The sequence below is a fragment of the Martinezella sp. CNPSo 3959 genome (assembly GCF_057784355.1).
Map to the genome: position 1 here is coordinate 157604 of NZ_JBXSOV010000008.1, position 16364 is coordinate 173967.

The window sequence follows — 16364 nt, forward strand, 5'->3', positions numbered from 1 at the left end:
GCGTTCACCACACAAGCTACGGCCGGCTTCATCGCCGGCCGTTTCTTTTGGGCGATCAGGCGGGCGAAGTACGCCTATGCCGATGGCGTCGTGCGTGAGACCTCGGAAAATAGCCACGCACGCAGCGCCGCTATCGCCGGCCTTTCCAGCGCACCGGGCTGATAGACAAGGTGATAGGCAAGCGCGCTTGCAAATCCCGTCGGAAATGGCGCAACAAGCGTGCCGTCAGCCAGTTCCTGCTCCACGAAGGAGCGGCGCATCAAGGCGATACCAAGGCCAGCCTTCATGGCGTGGTAGGCGCCCATGCCGTCGGTAAAGACCGGCCCATGCATGGCATTCACCCGCGTTGCCCGGACGGCCTTCAGCCAGAGCTCCCAGTCACGCCGGTAGACATCATGGATCAACGTCAAGGTGGCAAGATCGTCAACCGCAGGGGAGGGGCCGAGTGCAGCCGCCATTTCCGGCGTACAGACCGGAACATATTCGTCATCGAGAAATCGTTCGCTTGCCAATCCCTCATAGCCGCCGAGGCCGTGGCGGATGGCAAGATCGATCCCATCCCGCTGGAAATCCATCATGCGATAGGAGGCGCTGATGCGCAGGTCGATATCGGGATGGGCCTCCTCGAAGCGCCGCAGCCGCGGCACCAGCCAGTGTGTGGCGAAGCCGGCTGTGCAGGTAAGGGTCAGCACCGTATCCTTGGAGCGCATTGCGAGAGCCGCTGTCGCCTCGCGGATGAGGCGGAATGCCGTTCGCATCGTCGCAAAATATTCGGCACCTTCACTCGTCAGCGCCAGGCTCCGGGCTCGCCGCTCGAAAAGCCGTACGCCGAGGGTGCTTTCGAGGTCGCGGATCTGCAGGCTGATGGCGCCCGGCGTCACATGCAGCTCATTTGCCGCCAGTGTCATGCTGAGATGCCGGGCGGAGGCTTCAAAGGCGCGCAGCGCCGAAAGGGATGGCAATTGATCCATGATGATTGAGCTCAGCTAAATCATGATTTGAAAAAGACTCGCTTGTCAGAGCCCCTATATAGCGAGATTATTCCAGCAATATCGGTGGTTGGCAATGATGTCACGATTGGTCACTGATAAGCAAAACTCAATCAGCTGATGCTGGAGATAGTCTCATGCTACAGAAATCCATGGGCGCGGTCGAATGGAGCATGCTGGTGGGGCTATCCATCCTGTGGGGCGGCTCCTTCCTGTTCAACGGCATTCTGGTGCGCGAACTGCCGCCCTTCACCATCGTTACCGCACGCGTCGCGCTCGCCGCCATTGCCTTGCATGTCATCGTACGCGCCACCGGCCATGCCATGCCGAAAGACCGCCAGACCTGGCTCGCCTTCTTCGGCATGGGCTTCCTCAACAATGTCATTCCCTTCCTGCTGATCGTATGGGGGCAGACCCATATCGCCAGCGGCCTTGCATCCATCCTCAATGCCACCACGCCGCTCTTTGCTGTCGTCGTCGCCCATTTCCTGACCGAGGATGAGAAGATGACCGGTAATCGCCTGATCGGCGTCATCGTCGGCTTTGCCGGCGTCGCCCTGATGATCGGCCCCTCGGTGCTTGCAAGCCTCGGCTCTAACGTGCTGGCGCAGCTTGCCGTGCTGGGTGCCGCCTTCAGCTACTCGCTGGCCGGCATATTCGGCCGCCGTTTCCGCCGCATGGGGCTGGCGCCGATCATTCCCGCCGCCGGTCAGGTGACTGGATCGGCGATAATGCTTCTGCCAATCGCGCTCTTCGTCGATCGTCCCTGGACGCTGGCAATACCGTCCACTGAGACCTGGCTGGCGCTCGCCGGCCTGGCAATCCTGTCGACCGCCATAGCCTATGTGCTGTTCTTCCGCATTCTGGCAACGGCTGGCGCCACCAACCTGATGCTGGTCACCTTCCTCATTCCCGTCAGCGCAATCCTGCTTGGCGCGCTCATTCTCGGCGAGAGCCTGCAATCGAAGCATTTTATCGGTATGGCGCTGATCGCGGTGGGTCTGGCGGCAATCGATGGAAGGCTATTCACCCTCTCCTTAAGGGGGAGGGTCGGCACGTAAGTGTCGGGGTGGGGTGATCATGTTTGGAACTGAAGGCTCAATTGTGCCTTCAGCAATCACCCCCGCCTGCCGCTTCGCGGCGACCTCGCCCTCAAGGGAGAGGTGTTAACAGGCGAGATCGGCGACGACCGAGTCGAGAACCAGCATTCCCGCCGGCGTGCAGCGCAGGCGGGAATTGCCGATCCGCTCTATGAAACCGTGTTCCAGTAAAAACGCCTCGCGCTGCGGATCTGGATCGCGGCCGGACAGCTGCTGCCAGCGGGCTAGATCGACGCCCTCCCGCAGCCGCAGGCCCATCAGCAGCAATTCATCGGCCTGTTCGTCAAACCCCAGCATTTCCTGGTCAATCATGCCGTGGCCGTCGCGCTCGACCATCTCGAGCCAGCTCTCCGGCTTACGTTCGGTCGCCGTCGCCAGCTTCTGTGGGCCACGCGTCAGGCGGCCATGGGCGCCGGGGCCGATCCCCGCATAGTCGCCATAGCGCCAATAGGTGAGGTTGTGCCGGCTCTCTGCGCCGGGACGCGCGTGATTGGAAACCTCATAGGCCGGCATGCCCTCGCGCTCGGTAATCTCCTGCGTCGCCTCATAAAGCAGCGCCGATTGATCGCCATCGGGCACGATCAGCTTGCCGGCCTTGTGCAGGCCATAGAAGGGTGTGCCTTCCTCGATCGTCAGCTGATAGAGCGAGAGATGATCGACCGCATAGGAGATCGCCTCTTTCAACTCGCGTTCCCATTCCTCGACGGTCTGGTTCGGGCGAGCATAGATAAGGTCGAAGGACATGCGCGGAAAAATCTCGCGCGCCAGTCTGATTGCCTTCAGCGCATCCTCGACATTGTGCAGCCGGCCGAGGAATTTCAGGTCGCGGTCGTTCAGTGCCTGCACGCCCATCGATACGCGATTGACCCCGGCGGCGCGATAGCCTCGAAAGCGCTCTGCCTCGACGCTCGACGGATTGGCCTCCATGGTGATCTCGATGCCGTCAGGCACATGCCATGTCCTGGCAATGCCATCGAGGATCGCGCCCACCGTTTCCGGTTTCATCAGCGACGGTGTGCCGCCACCGAGGAAGATGCTGGTCACGGTTTTGGGGCCGCTGATCATCCGCATCGTCGCCATTTCCTTCAGAAAGGCGGCGGCGAAACGCTCCTGATCGACAGGCTGATGGCGGACATGGCTGTTGAAATCGCAATAGGGACATTTGGCTGCGCAGAAAGGCCAATGCACGTAGACGCCGAAACCGGGTTCGCCGGTATCGGGCAGCAATTGCGCTCCGCGCATCAGATCCTGCGTATCTACGACTTCCACGGGGTTAGCTTACGCCTCCAGGCAGGTTTCGACAAAGATCTTGAAGGCGCGGGCGCGATGCGAGAGCGCCTGCTCGTCACCGGGCTTCCAGCCATGCTTCTGCTCGGCGCTCATTTCGCCAAACGTAGTCTCGTATCCCTTAGGCTGGAAGATCGGGTCGTAGCCGAAGCCTTGGCCGCCGCGCGGCGGCCAGACGACCGTGCCTTCCACTTCGCCGCGGAAAAGCTCGGTATGCCCGTCCGGCCAGGCGAGGCAAAGCACGCTGACGAAGCGAGCGGTGCGGCTCTCCGGCGTGATGGCGCCGGCCTTTTCCAGGGCGGTTTCGACCTTCTGCATTGCCATTGCGAAGTCACGCGTGCCGTCAGCCGTTTCGGCCCAATTGGCGGTGTAGACGCCGGGATCACCGCCGAGCGCATCGATCACCAGGCCGGAATCGTCCGAGAGTGCCGGCAGGCCGGAGGCATTGGCGGAGGCGAGCGCCTTGATCGTCGCATTTTCCTCGAAGGTCGTGCCCGTCTCGTCCGGCTCGATGAAGTTCAGATCGGCGGCGGACTTGGCGGTAAAGCCGAGCGGGCCGATCAGATCGCGGATTTCCTGGATCTTGCCGGCATTGTGGCTGGCGACGACAATGGTCTTGGTGTCGAGCTTGCGCATGTGCTGTCCTGTCATAGGCCCCAGATGCGGGGTTCGGCGCATTCCAGGCTGTTGCCGGCCGGATCGCGGAAATAGATCGATCGGCCGCCATTCGGCCAGTGAAAATCGGCTTCGATATCGACACCGGCTGCCTTCAACCTCTCGGCCATGATCCCGATCTCGTTGCCATCGACGCGGAAGCAGACATGACCCTGCCCCTTCGTGCCATGCGGCGGCACGGGAAGGGCACCCGGCTCGTGCGGCTTAACCGTTTCCTCGCCGTTGAAGATCAGCAATACGCCCGGTCCGCAGCGATAGAAGACATGACGGTTGCCGCCGCGCGAGATCTTCTGCAATCCGAGTATGCCGCCATAAAAGGCCTCGGCTGCATCGAGATCGTCCGCATAGAGTGCGGTTTCAAGGACGCCTGCGAGGGCCGGGTCAGCCATTCAAAATATCCTCAGGCGATAGCCTGCTTCTGCAGCTCCACCAGTTCGGCAATGCCGTTCTTGGCCAGATGCATCAGCGTGGCGAATTCCTCTTCGCTGAAGGGGGCACCCTCAGCCGTTCCCTGGATCTCGACGATGCCGCCCTTGCCCGTCATGACGAAATTTGCGTCGGTCTCGGCCGAGGAATCCTCAAGATAGTCGAGATCGATGACAGGCTGATCGGCGAAGATGCCGCAGGAGATGGCGGCGATGTGATCCTTCAGCACGCGCTCGACCTTCACCATGTTGCGGCTTTCCATCCACTTCAGGCAGTCGTAAAGCGCGATCCAGCCGCCGGTGATCGAGGCCGTGCGCGTACCGCCATCGGCCTGGATGACGTCGCAATCGACGGTGATCTGGCGCTCGCCGAGTTCCTTGAGATCGACGACGGCGCGCAGCGATCGGCCGATGAGGCGCTGGATTTCCTGCGTGCGGCCGCCCTGCTTGCCGGCGGCAGCTTCGCGCTTCATGCGCTCGCCCGTGGCGCGCGGCAGCATGCCGTATTCGGCCGTGACCCAGCCCTTGCCGCTGTTGCGCAGCCATGGCGGCGTCTTGTCTTCCAGGCTTGCCGTGCAGAGCACATGCGTATCGCCGAATTTCACCAGGCAGGAGCCTTCCGCATGCTTGGAAAAATTGCGCTCGAACGACACCTTGCGCATTTGGTCGGTTTTTCTGCCTGAAGGCCGCATTCCACTCTCCTGAATGTTCGTTGACCGCTTCTACGACCCGCAGGCCGCTTTTGCAAAGGAAAAGCAGGCTGCAAAGCCCCTCGGCAGCCATGGCGACATTTTTCCCTTTTGCCATTGCTAACTGAATGATTATATTTTGCCTAAGGCTCAACGGAATGGATCTGACAGCGAAATGGTATTCACGACATCGTCGGTCTCGGATGTCATTGCTGCACTGGACGAACGCTCCAAGGAAATCTTCCGTCGCATCGTCGAAGGCTATCTTGAGAACGGCGAGCCATTGGGCTCGCGCAATCTCTCGCGCCTCTTGCCCATGTCGCTGTCGCCAGCTTCCGTGCGCAATGTCATGAGCGATCTGGAAGAGCTGGGGCTCATCTATTCGCCGCATGTGAGCGCCGGGCGATTGCCGACCCAGGTGGGCCTGCGCTTCTTCGTCGATGCTTTCATGCAGGTCGGCGATCTCTCGGCCGAGGACCGCGCCAATATCGACCGGCAGGTGCGCGGCAGCAATCGCGACCAGCCGGTGGAATCGATGATGTCGGAGGCAAGCCGGGTGCTATCGGGCATCTCGCGCGGCGCCGGTCTTGTCATCACCTCCAAGAGCGATCCCGTTCTCAAGCATGTGGAATTCATCCGGCTGGAGCCGACCAAAGCACTCGCCGTGCTTGTCGGCGAGCACGATCAAGTGGAAAACCGCATTATCGAGCTGCCGGCCGGCACCACATCGTCGCAGCTGACGGAAGCCGCCAACTTCCTCAATGCCCATATGACCGGCCAGACGATGCCGGAATTGCGGCGGCAGTTGCAAACTCTCAAGGAAAGCGTGCGCCAGGAGCTGGATAGCCTCTCCCATCAGCTGGTCGAGCGCGGCATCGCCGTCTGGTCCGGCGGCGATGACGACGGCAAGCCGACGCAGCTTATCGTTCGAGGTCATTCCAATCTACTCGCCGAAATCGGCGGCGCGGAGGATCTGGATCGTCTGCGCCTGCTTTTCGACGATCTGGAGAAGAAGGACAGCCTAATCGAGATCCTCAATCTCGCCGAAAGCGGACCAGGCGTGCGCATCTTCATCGGCTCGGAAAACAAGCTCTTCTCGCTGTCCGGCTCCTCGTTGATCGTGGCGCCCTATCGCGATGATGATGACCGCATCGTCGGCGCCGTCGGTGTCATCGGCCCGACGCGGCTGAACTATGCCCGCATCGTGCCCATGGTCGATTATACCGCGCAGCTGATCTCGCGGCTTTCGCGGCCCGGAATCTGACTGGAATCTGAGGAGAGGATCTAGAGCAATTCCAGGAAAAGTGCGTAGTGGTCTTCCGTCCGGAATTGCGAGGCAACAAAGAGATAGAGCGGTTCAGGGATTCCGTGGAAAACTGAGCCACTCTAGCGGCTAAGGTCAATCGGGAAGCAAGGTTCCCGATCCGCCCATCTCGGCTGGTAAATCCTTCTGCTTCGGCAGTCCGTCCTTCAGATGCAGTACCGTCGTCTCGTAGTTGACATGCACGCCAGGCTGAAAATCGAGGTCGGGCAGGACGGCCGCGTAGACATCGGTCACGCCCCACGGCGGATGTTCCGTCAGAAGATGACCGCCGCAGACCGTGCACCACTTGCGCACGCTCTTCTCGGTCTTCTGGTAGCTGCCGATCTTGTCCGCGCCTTTGGTGACGTGCACGGCTTCCGGCGGCCAGAGCGAGAAGGCGTTGACCGGCCCTGCCGACCATTCCCGGCAGGAGTCGCAATGACAGTAGCCCATCGCCATTGGCTCGCCATCGACTGCGATTTCCACCGCGCCACAGAAACACTTGCCTGAAAGGGATTTGCCATTAGACATTGATGTCACCCCACGCTGTGCTGAGATGTATTTCAGAATACCACTGGTAGGGAGGGCTGAACAGCTGATGTCACAAGCGGCAGCAATGAGCAGGCAGAGTATTGCCGTCATCGCAAAGCCGCGAATTGGCTGTTCTTCTCGACAAAGCCTTGATTTTTTCCGAGCAAACCTCGATATCGGGCACATCCAAAGACCAAGCAATTCGGAGACCGTCATGACCGACGAAACAACAAAAACCGGACCTGACGCCACGGCGGCCGACACGTCAGCGGATTTCGCGCAGGATGCAGCGGAAACCGTAGATGCGGCCGAGCCGTCCCAGCCAGATCCGGTTGAGCTGCTGAAGGCCGAAAACGGCGAACTGCGCGATCGCTATCTTCGCCTGGCTGCTGAGATGGACAACCTCCGTCGCCGCACCGAGCGCGATGTGAAGGATGCAAAGTCCTATTCCGTGGCAAGCTTTGCCCGCGACATGCTCTCGGTGGCAGACAATCTGCGCCGCACGCTGGATGCCATTCCGGCTGAAGCACGCGCTGGTGCCGATGCGGGCCTTAAGACGCTGATCGAAGGCGTCGAGATGACCGAGCGTTCGATGTTGTCGGCTCTCGAGCGTCACGGCGTGCGCCAGCTCGAACCGATCGGACAGAAGTTCGATCCCAATTTCCATCAGGCCATGTTCGAAGTGCCCAATCCCGAGGTGCCGAACAACACGGTCGTTCAGGTCGTGCAGGCAGGTTTCGCCATTGGCGATCGCGTTCTGCGCCCGGCCATGGTCGGCGTTGCCAAGGGTGGCCCGAAGATCGTCGAAAATGCCGAGCAGGGCGCCAACAGCCCGCTCGACGAAAAAGATGCCTGATTTTCAAAGTCATCGCTAAAAAATAAGAGCCGGAACGATCTCTGATCGTCCGGCTCTTATTTTTGCCTTGGATGCAATCCAAGCCGTCAGGCAGCGTTGGATGCCTGCTCCTCGTTGAGGAAGGCGTAAATGGCGGAGGCGGAATCGGTGGCGCGGAGCTTGGCGACGAGATCCTGGTCCCGCAGAACGCGGGCGATGCGCGAGAGCGCCTTCAGGTGGTCTGCGCCGGCCCCTTCGGGTGCAAGCAGCAGGAAGACGAGATCGACGGGCTGATCGTCCAGCGCCTCGAAATCGACAGGCGCCTCAAGGCGCGCGAAAATGCCGGCGATGGACTTGATGCTGGCGAGCTTGCCGTGAGGAATGGCTATACCGTTGCCGACGCCGGTGGAGCCGAGGCGCTCGCGCTGCAGCACGACATCGAAGATTTCGCGCTCGGGCAGTCCGGTCAGCTTGGAAGCTTTGGCGGCCAGCTCCTGAAGCAGTTGTTTTTTGGAATTTGCCTTCAAGGCGGGGATGATCGCATCTTGCTGTAGCAAATCTGCCAATGCCATTCTCTTTATCCTTCGTGTCGCCGAGAACCGATGACGGGCAAGCGGCGGCCAGCTGCGATAATGCGCGGCCGCCGCTTATCTTCTATTCTCAGCCTTTGATATTGGCTGCGTCGATCCAGCCAATGTTGCCGTCCTGACGGCGGTAGACGATGTTCAAGTGCTCGTTGCCGGGGCTGCGGAAGAGCAGCAGCGGTTCGTCGGTCATGTCGAGTGCCATCACGGCAGTCGCCACCGACATGGTTTTCAATTGCTTCGTACTTTCTGCGACGATCGCTGGCGCGAAATCGGCAGGAATTTCCTCATCGTCATCCGGAATGCTGTCCATGACCGTATAGGCGACTTCCGCCTGCCCGTTCACATGGCTGCCAGCCTGATGGTCCTTGAGTTTGCGTTTGTAACGGCGCAGGCGCTTTTCGATGCGCTCGGATGCTGCATCGAAAGCAAGCTGCGGGTCCATGGCTTCGCCTGCAGCATGCAATACCACGCCGCTATCGAGATGAAGCTTGCAATCGGCCGCGAAGCGCGAACTGGACTTGTGTACAGTTACCTGACCTGAATACCCCCCGTCGAAGTATTTGGTCACGGCCATACCGATCTGGTCTTCTATCCGCTGCCGGAAGGAGTCACCAATTTCCATATGTTTACCGGAGACACGCACACTCATGGAGTTTCCCTTCTTGTAGTGGTTATTGCGCGTATCAGTTTACGCCAAGCCTCAAGCTCATCCAAGCACTTCACGCAGTCAAAGGCAAATTGCGTATATCGACCGCCTTTTGGATGGTGGGGATAAGTTTCATGGTCGTGCTGTCCTGCAGCGATTGCGGCGGGCTTCTAGCCCTGCCGCATGGGAAAGTCAACTGCGTCTTAACGGACTGTTAGGAGTTCGGCAGCCTGTGGTTGAGGGTTGCCGCCCGTCAGAAACCGGAAACTTTGGCCAAAGCCCGCTTCTCCCGGCGCCGTTGCACGGAGGAGGGGATGTTCATGGCTTCCCGGTACTTTGCAACCGTGCGGCGAGCAAGCTCTATCCCGCCCTTCTTCAGCGTATCGACGATATCGTCGTCGGATAGAACCGCATCCGGGCTCTCGTTCGTGATCAGCAGGCGGATCTTGTGACGTACGGCTTCGGCGGAATGGCTGTCGCCGCCTTCGACGGCGCCGATCGAAACCGTGAAGAAATATTTGAGTTCGAATAGACCGCGCGGCGTCAGCATGTATTTGTTCGAGGTCACGCGGCTGACCGTCGATTCATGCATCTTGATGGCGTCCGCCACGGTTTTCAGGTTGAGCGGCCGCAGATGGTCGACGCCATGCAGCAGGAACGCGTCCTGTTGCCGCACGATCTCGCTAGCCACCTTCATGATCGTCTTGGCGCGCTGGTCCAGGCTGCGGGTCAGCCAATTGGCGTTCTGCAGGCATTCCGATAGGAAGGCGTGGTCCTGGCTGGTCTTGGTGACGGAAGCGAAATAGGACTGGCTCACCAATACCCGCGGCAGCGCATCGGGATTGAGCTCCACCAGCCAGCTATCGTCCGCAGAGGGACGCACGACGATATCGGGCATGATCGCCTCCGATATCTCGGTCTCGAAACCGCTGCCCGGCTTGGGGTTGAGCTGACGGATTTCCGTCATCATGTCGAGCAGATCTTCCTCATCGACACCGCAGACCCGCTTCAACGTAGCAAAATCGCGCCGCGCGAGCAGTTCAAGGTTTTCGATCAGTCGCTCCATGGCGGGATCGAAGCGATCCTTCTGCCGAAGCTGGATCGCCAGGCATTCGCTGAGGCAGCGGGCAAAGACACCGGGAGGATCGAGCTGCTGCAGGGTGTCCAGAACCCGTTCCACATCGGCAAGCGTGGTGCCGAGCCGTTCGGCCGTTTCGTTGAGCTCGGCGCGCAGATAGCCGGTGTCGTCGAGCTGGTCGACAAGATGCTGCGCAATCAGCCGATCGGCCATGGCGGGAAGCGAAAATGGGATCTGTTCGTTCAGATGATCGCGCAGCGACACCTGGCCGGCGACGAAATCGTCAAGATCATAGCTCTCACCGGCTTCCCCCCCTGGCATGGACTTCCATTGGCTGAGCAGCTCCGGCGCATCGGCGCGCTGCGGACTGCCGTCGTCAGGAAAGATATCGCCGAAATTGGTGTCGAGCTCGTCGCTCAGCCGGTTGGCATTGCCGGTATTGTCACTCTCATACCAGTCGCTCGCAAGGTCGCCGGCATTGCGTTCGGAGCCATCCTCGCCATGGGTTTCCTCCATGGCCTCGAACCGTTCGTCCTTCGGCTCACGGTCGCTGGTACTGCCTAGATCCTCGTCATTTGACGCAAATTCCAGCAGCGGATTCTTCTCGACTTCCTGCGCGATGAATTGGGTGAGCTCGAAATGCGTCATCTGCAGCAACTGGATGGATTGCATCAGTTGCGGTGTCATCACCAGGCTCTGGCTTTGGCGCAGGAAAAGATTGGCCGATAGTGCCATGGCGGACGCGGGACTCCCCTTGAACTCCTCGGGAATCCGCGTCTTTTATCACTAAAATTCTCGCGAAATTCCAACTGGCCCAAAAATTGCTTTTTTATTGGATTTGGTCAAGCGGAACTGTGAAACCGAAGTAAATTTCCGGCGCGCGGTAGCATCCGCTAATATTGGCGGATTGGAAGATGGCATTTCAGCCTATCAGAGGCTGAAATTGTCACCCAGATACAGCTTGCGTACTTCCGGGTTGCTGACGATATCGTTCGCCCTGCCATGGGTCAGCACCTCACCCGCATGGATGATATAGGCGCGGTCGATCAGGCCGAGCGTTTCGCGAACATTGTGGTCCGTGATCAGTACGCCGATTCCGCGTGCGGTCAGATGATGCACAAGGTTCTGGATATCCGCGACCGAAATCGGGTCGACGCCGGCGAAAGGCTCGTCGAGCAGCATGAAGGTCGGGTCGGTCGCCAGCGCACGGGCGATTTCGAGGCGGCGCCGTTCGCCACCCGAAAGTGCGATCGCCGGCACGGTGCGCAGATTGCGAATATGGAACTCTTCCAGCAATTCGTCGATCTTGCGCTCCCGCTTCGTCTTGTCCTTTTCATGGACCTCGAGCACGGCGCGGATGTTTTCTTCCACGGTCAGGCCGCGGAAGATCGAGGCTTCCTGCGGCAGATAGCCGACGCCGAGCCGCGCACGGCGGTACATCGGCATCGACGTGACGTTGTTGCCGTCAATTTCGATCGTGCCCTCATCGACCGGCACCAGCCCGGTGATCATGTAAAAACAGGTCGTCTTGCCGGCGCCGTTCGGCCCCAGCAGGCCAACAGCCTCGCCACGCCGTACCACCAGCGAAACGCCATTCACGACGCGACGCCTGCCGTAGGTCTTGGTGAGGCCGCGGGCGATCAGCGTGCCTTTATAGCGTGCCTTGTCGGCGGCCGGTGCGCCGGATGCCGCAGAAGACGGCCCGGGCACGCCGGGCAAGGTGGAGGTTGTCGATGTCGTCACGAGGGGACCGGTATCAGTTTTTCTTTTGTTGTTGCTGCACTTGCTGCGACTTCGGGTCGAGCTGGATCTGGACGCGGCCGCCACAGGAATCCAACTGGGCTTCGCCTGTTGCCATGTGCACGGTAAGCTGGCAGCCGGTGAAAACGTTCGGCCCGTCAGTCAGAACCACTTTCTTGCCCTTGAGGATGGCAAGCTGGTTGGTCATGTCGAAGGAGCCGTCCTCCGCCGTCGCCGTCTGTGTTCCGGAAACGAGGTAGACCTTGTCGTTGACCAGAATGTGGTCGATGTTGGCATCGCCAGACACCAGCGACTGGTTCTGTTCCTTGGCGGCCTTCGCGACCGGATTGTCGGGCTGCTTGGCGTCACCCGCCTGCTTCTTCTTGTAGAAGACCGTCATCTTGCCGGCCTGCATGGTCGTCGTGCCCTGCACGACTTTGACGTTGCCGGTGAAGACGGCCTGGCTTTCCTGGTCGTGAATCTCAAGCTTGTCGCTTTCGATCTGGATCGGCTGATCCTTGGAAAGGGCAAGGCCCGGCATCGAGCTGGTCGTCGACTGTGCGCCGGCCTCGGCAGCGGCGAAGAATGCTACGGCGCCAAAGGCACAGAGAAGGCCTGCCTTGGGCAAGCCGGAATTGAAAATTGAATTAGGCCAATACTTTGTCATGAACCGCCCGGCTTCTGTTGGCTATCTGAATTATGGAGAGTGGCGGGTTGGATGTTCATCCGAACCTGCCCGTCGAATTCGATTACGCTCCCCTTATCCGTCATCTTGAGCGAACGCGCAACAACCGACATACCGCCTCGGCTGATTGCGACCTGATCCTGGCTGGAAAGGTCTCCCTTCTTCACGTCCAGGAAGGCAGTCTTGAATTCCGCGTGCAGGCCGTTGTCCATAATGATGGTGAAGGGTTCGGTCAGCTTCAGCGTATCGGCCTGGCGATCGAAATCCGCGCTTTGGGCCGTGACGTGGGCGATCACATCCGTATTGACCGGCATGGATGCCTTGATGGTCTTGAGCGTGATCATATTCGGGTTCTTGATATCCTGCAGTGCCTTTTCAGCAAGCAGCGAATAGCTGATGCCATCCTTGTTGCGGCCGGATATGGCAGGGCGCTCCATGACCACCTTGCCATCCTCGATCTTGGCACCCTCGATCCGGATGTCGGCAGGCAGATAGGCGCGGATGACCGAGACGACGATAAACAGGAGCGAGACCACGACGGCGGCAAGCGGCAACAACACTCTCAGCCGCTTTACGCGGTTAGAGTGGAAAATCGCGTCTTTATACGCGTTCCGTTCCGGCACCGAGCGCATTGCCTCGCCGGGGGGCTCGATCGTATTGAGCATGCAACTGGTCCGTCTTCTATGATCCGGAAAACCGCATTCACGCTATGCGAGGCTGTGCCAAAAAGCCTATCGGATCGTTTCGCATTATTGCACTGGCTTGCCAATATGGATTTTTTCCTGCCATGGGCGAATTTTAGCAGAAAAATATGCCATCGGCCGGTTTCATCAGGTCGGGCGATGTCCTATCTGATGAACGACAGAGCGACGCCCCGCCGACGACATCGAAAACGGGAAACGCTTTTCTCTGAGGATTGTGCCCGTTTCAAGGTGTCATACATCCGGCTTGTAGCGCTTTCAATTTGTTGCGGGGAGAAATAAGGCGTGATGGACAGTTCTGCAATCGCGGATCGGCGACAATTGCGACGCAAGCTCGGTTTCTGGCGCATTGTTGCCGTTTTGCTCCTGGTGGCATTGGGCTTTGCGTTTTATCGCTTCGTCTCTGCCGATCTGCCCGATGCGCGCGGTCAGCAGATCGCCCGCGTCAAGATTTCCGGGCTCATCCAGGACGATCCGGAGCTTCTGGAGCGGCTGAAGAAGATCCGCGACAATGACCAGGTCAAGGCGCTGATCGTGTCGATCTCCTCGACGGGCGGAACGACCTATGGTGGGGAGCGGATCTTCAAGGCGATCCGCGCGGTCGCCGCCAAGAAGCCGGTCGTGTCGGACATTCGCACCGTTGCGGCCTCGGCTGGCTACATGATCGCGACAGCCGGCGACGATATCGTTGCGGGCGATACCTCCATCACCGGGTCGATCGGCGTCATCTTTCAGTATCCGCAGGTCAAGGATCTGCTCGACAAGGTCGGCGTTTCGCTCGACGAGATCAAATCGGCGCCGCTGAAGGCCGAGCCGTCGCCGTTCCATCCCGCCAGCGAAGACGCCAAGAACATGATCCGCAACATGGTCATGGACAGCTACGCCTGGTTCGTCGATCTGGTCGCCGAGCGTCGCAAGCTGCCGCGTGACGAAGTGCTAAAGCTTGCAGACGGCAGCATCTTCACCGGCCGCCAGGCGCTGCAGAACAAGCTGATCGACACGCTCGGCGGCGAGGACGAAATCCTTGCCTATCTCGAAACGCGCAAGGTCAAGAAGGATCTGCCGATCGTCGATTGGAAGCCGGAAGACAAAACTTCGTCCTTCTTTTGGCCGGGTGCCGCTTCCTGGTTGCTAAATCGCCTCGGTTATGATGATTTTATTAAAGGAGAGAGCCTCCAGAAAATCATGACCGATAAGTTGTTTCTTGACGGCCTGCTTTCTGTTTGGCAGGGTGCAGCCAATTGATAAATCAATGATTTAAGGGGATAGCTGTGATTAAGTCGGAACTGGTGCAGATTGTTGCCGCCCGCAACCCGCATCTCTATCACCGCGACGTCGAAAATATTGTCAATGCTGTCTTGGATGAGATCACCGATGCGCTCGCAGCGGGAAACCGAGTTGAGCTTCGCGGCTTCGGTGCCTTTTCCGTCAAAAACCGGCCTTCACGCTCCGGTCGCAATCCGCGTACCGGCGATACCGTCTTCGTCGAGGAAAAATGGGTTCCCTTCTTCAAGACGGGCAAGGAATTGCGCGAGCGCCTGAATCCGGGCGCCGGCGACGATGAGGAAGACGACAACTGATCGGGCCATTCCGGCCGAGTTTTCCCAAATGCGCCGACGAAAATAGTTGTCGGACATGATTGTGCCGCGACGCGGTGGCACTTGAATTCAGCCGCCTCTTTTCTATTCTGCGGCTGAAGGTGGCTTGGGTGCGTGGCACTCATGGCCGCGGACAAAGGAGCTGCGCAATGGCCAAGAAGATCGTCAATCTGCTGATATTGCTGCCGCTCGGCATCATCCTCATCATATTCTGCGTTGCCAACAGGCAATCCGTCACTTTGGCGCTCAATCCCTTTCGGCCGGAGGATCAGGTGCTGTCGCTGAATGCGCCCTTGTTCGTGCTGTTGTTTGTGGCGCTGATCCTCGGCATGATCGTCGGTGCCGCGGTCACGTGGGTCAATCAGGGAAAGCATCGCAAGCGCGCGCGTAACCAGTCGCGAGAAGCGGTACGCTGGCAGGCTGAAGCCGACAAGCATCGCACGCGCGCCGAAGAGATCGCCGGGCAGCTGCCGTCAAAGTGAAGCGGCATCGCCAAGCCGCATCTCTTTATAATCCCCTTCCGGCGACGCGCCGTCGCCGATGATCTCGAAGCCGAGCATCCTGTAGAACGCCATGGCGCGGATGTTTTTGACCAGGCATTTCAGCCGATAGCGGCGCCCTGGCCAATCCGGCAGTGCGGCCATTAGTGCCTTGCCCGCGCCACGGCCCTGGAAGGCCGGCAGGATATAGAGCATGTGGATGAAGTCGTCCGGCTCCCAAATCGCGGCGAAGCCGGCGATCGTGCCATGCTCATCTTCGCAGACGAACAGACGCTCGCCATTCGTGTGAGTGGCAAAGTCTTCCAGTATAAAGCGATCGGGGTCGACCCAGCGGAATGTCTCGCGGCGGACCTGGAGATAAATCTCCGCGAGCGTCCGCATATCCTGTTCGCGTGCGGGCCGGATGGCCCATGTCTGAGATTTCGATGTCATGATCGACTATATGGGCGCCAAATATGCGCTCGGCAATCAGGCGCCGGACTGGTCGTTGATCGCCGCGGTGAAATCGGAAAAAAACTGCTGTGCCAGCTTCTTGGCGCTCGAATCGACCAGCCGCGAGCCGAGCTGCGCGATCTTGCCGCCGACCTGCGCCTTGGCCTCGTATTGCAGGATGGTCTCGTCGCCGTCTTCCTTGAGCACGACGTCGGCGCCGCCCTTGGCGAAACCGGCAATTCCGCCCTTTCCTTCGCCTGAAATCGTGTAGCTTTCCGGTGCATTGATATTAGAAAGCTTGACCTCGCCATTGAAGGAGGCGGAAACCGGGCCGATCTTCAGCTTTACGGTCGCGGTCAGTTCCGTCGGCGAGATCTTCTCCAGGCTCTGGCATCCCGGGATACATTGCTTGAGGATCTCCGGATCGTTCAGTGCCGCCCATACGGCGTCCCTGGGTGCTGCGATCCGCTCCTCGCCGGTCATGTCCATGCGCAATCCTCCCAATGTGACATTTTGTGCATGGATCATCGCAGATCGGAAAGCGCTTTGCCAAGTGGCGGCCA

20 protein-coding genes are annotated in these 16364 nt (G+C 59.5%); 6 read left to right on the forward strand and 14 right to left on the reverse strand.

The features are described 5' to 3' along the window. Positions 1-74: 74 nt before the first annotated feature. On the reverse strand, positions 75-971 hold the full coding sequence (gene gcvA / locus AC13RE_RS18445) for a transcriptional regulator GcvA (protein WP_488564004.1): 897 nt from the start codon (positions 969-971) through the stop codon (positions 75-77). Between the two features lie 155 nt (positions 972-1126). Here gcvA and AC13RE_RS18450 point away from each other — a divergent pair, with 155 nt between their 5' ends. Then, positions 1127-2050, forward strand: a complete 924-nt coding sequence (locus AC13RE_RS18450; RefSeq protein ID WP_488564005.1) for a DMT family transporter — start codon at positions 1127-1129, stop codon at positions 2048-2050. A gap of 105 nt (positions 2051-2155) precedes the next feature. Here the strand turns inward: AC13RE_RS18450 and hemW are convergent, their stop codons facing one another. Genes hemW through rph form a run of 4 tightly spaced genes read right to left on the reverse strand, consistent with a single transcriptional unit; the run spans position 2156 to position 5168 of the window. Beyond that, positions 2156-3331: a radical SAM family heme chaperone HemW gene (gene hemW, locus AC13RE_RS18455; RefSeq protein ID WP_488564047.1), complete on the reverse strand. Its 1176-nt coding sequence runs from the start codon at positions 3329-3331 to the stop codon at positions 2156-2158. A gap of 36 nt (positions 3332-3367) precedes the next feature. Continuing rightward, positions 3368-4012 carry an RdgB/HAM1 family non-canonical purine NTP pyrophosphatase gene (gene rdgB / locus AC13RE_RS18460; RefSeq protein WP_488564006.1) on the reverse strand — a complete coding sequence of 215 codons (645 nt, stop codon included), beginning with the start codon at positions 4010-4012 and terminating at the stop codon, positions 3368-3370. A gap of 11 nt (positions 4013-4023) precedes the next feature. Next, on the reverse strand, positions 4024-4440 hold the full coding sequence (locus AC13RE_RS18465; protein ID WP_488564007.1) for a VOC family protein: 417 nt from the start codon (positions 4438-4440) through the stop codon (positions 4024-4026). 11 nt (positions 4441-4451) lie between these two features. After that, positions 4452-5168 carry a ribonuclease PH gene (gene rph / locus AC13RE_RS18470; protein ID WP_015338597.1) on the reverse strand — a complete coding sequence of 239 codons (717 nt, stop codon included), beginning with the start codon at positions 5166-5168 and terminating at the stop codon, positions 4452-4454. A 172-nt stretch (positions 5169-5340) separates the two neighbouring features. Here rph and hrcA point away from each other — a divergent pair, with 172 nt between their 5' ends. Continuing rightward, positions 5341-6429 carry a heat-inducible transcriptional repressor HrcA gene (gene hrcA, locus AC13RE_RS18475; protein WP_015338598.1) on the forward strand — a complete coding sequence of 363 codons (1089 nt, stop codon included), beginning with the start codon at positions 5341-5343 and terminating at the stop codon, positions 6427-6429. 135 nt (positions 6430-6564) lie between these two features. Here hrcA and AC13RE_RS18480 read toward each other — a convergent pair whose 3' ends face one another. Then, on the reverse strand, positions 6565-6999 hold the full coding sequence (locus tag AC13RE_RS18480) for a GFA family protein (RefSeq protein WP_488564008.1): 435 nt from the start codon (positions 6997-6999) through the stop codon (positions 6565-6567). A 214-nt stretch (positions 7000-7213) separates the two neighbouring features. Here AC13RE_RS18480 and grpE point away from each other — a divergent pair, with 214 nt between their 5' ends. After that, positions 7214-7855, forward strand: a complete 642-nt coding sequence (gene grpE, locus AC13RE_RS18485) for a nucleotide exchange factor GrpE (RefSeq protein ID WP_015338600.1) — start codon at positions 7214-7216, stop codon at positions 7853-7855. Positions 7856-7941: 86 nt separating this feature from the next. Here grpE and ptsN read toward each other — a convergent pair whose 3' ends face one another. The 6 genes from ptsN to lptC all read right to left on the reverse strand — a co-directional run bounded on the left by ptsN (position 7942) and on the right by lptC (position 13235). Continuing rightward, positions 7942-8406, reverse strand: a complete 465-nt coding sequence (gene ptsN / locus AC13RE_RS18490; RefSeq protein ID WP_015338601.1) for a PTS IIA-like nitrogen regulatory protein PtsN — start codon at positions 8404-8406, stop codon at positions 7942-7944. Between the two features lie 88 nt (positions 8407-8494). After that, complete coding sequence (gene hpf / locus AC13RE_RS18495; protein ID WP_132715665.1) at positions 8495-9070, reverse strand: ribosome hibernation-promoting factor, HPF/YfiA family; 576 nt, start codon at positions 9068-9070, stop codon at positions 8495-8497. Positions 9071-9320: 250 nt separating this feature from the next. Beyond that, a complete protein-coding gene (rpoN, locus tag AC13RE_RS18500) occupies positions 9321-10880 on the reverse strand; it encodes an RNA polymerase factor sigma-54 (RefSeq protein WP_488564009.1) in 1560 nt (519 codons plus the stop codon). A gap of 195 nt (positions 10881-11075) precedes the next feature. Then, on the reverse strand, positions 11076-11864 hold the full coding sequence (gene lptB, locus AC13RE_RS18505) for an LPS export ABC transporter ATP-binding protein (protein WP_041677789.1): 789 nt from the start codon (positions 11862-11864) through the stop codon (positions 11076-11078). 37 nt (positions 11865-11901) lie between these two features. Continuing rightward, positions 11902-12552, reverse strand: coding sequence for an LptA/OstA family protein (locus AC13RE_RS18510; protein WP_132715667.1), 651 nt, complete (start codon positions 12550-12552; stop codon positions 11902-11904). Then, complete coding sequence (gene lptC / locus AC13RE_RS18515) at positions 12549-13235, reverse strand: LPS export ABC transporter periplasmic protein LptC (protein ID WP_132715668.1); 687 nt, start codon at positions 13233-13235, stop codon at positions 12549-12551. Before lptC ends, AC13RE_RS18510 begins: the two co-directional genes overlap by 4 nt. Positions 13236-13559: 324 nt before the next feature. Here lptC and sppA point away from each other — a divergent pair, with 324 nt between their 5' ends. The 3 genes from sppA (at position 13560) to AC13RE_RS18530 (ending at position 15351) form a co-directional block, all read left to right on the forward strand. Then, the gene (gene sppA / locus AC13RE_RS18520) at positions 13560-14516 is read left to right on the forward strand and encodes a signal peptide peptidase SppA (RefSeq protein ID WP_488564010.1); all 957 of its coding nucleotides are present in this window, start codon (positions 13560-13562) and stop codon (positions 14514-14516) included. Positions 14517-14542: 26 nt separating this feature from the next. Further along, on the forward strand, positions 14543-14851 hold the full coding sequence (locus tag AC13RE_RS18525) for an integration host factor subunit beta (RefSeq protein ID WP_015338608.1): 309 nt from the start codon (positions 14543-14545) through the stop codon (positions 14849-14851). A gap of 167 nt (positions 14852-15018) precedes the next feature. After that, positions 15019-15351 (forward strand): LapA family protein, encoded by a 333-nt coding sequence (locus tag AC13RE_RS18530; protein WP_112336691.1) that lies wholly within the window; start codon positions 15019-15021, stop codon positions 15349-15351. Here the strand turns inward: AC13RE_RS18530 and AC13RE_RS18535 are convergent. Both AC13RE_RS18535 and AC13RE_RS18540 read right to left on the reverse strand, forming a co-directional pair. After that, complete coding sequence (locus AC13RE_RS18535; protein WP_488564011.1) at positions 15343-15801, reverse strand: GNAT family N-acetyltransferase; 459 nt, start codon at positions 15799-15801, stop codon at positions 15343-15345. The two genes, AC13RE_RS18530 and AC13RE_RS18535, sit on opposite strands and share 9 nt — an antisense overlap. Before the next feature lie 36 nt (positions 15802-15837). Continuing rightward, entirely contained in the window at positions 15838-16290 is a 453-nt protein-coding gene (locus AC13RE_RS18540; protein ID WP_488484243.1) for an SRPBCC family protein, read from the reverse strand. Positions 16291-16364 lie beyond the last annotated feature (74 nt).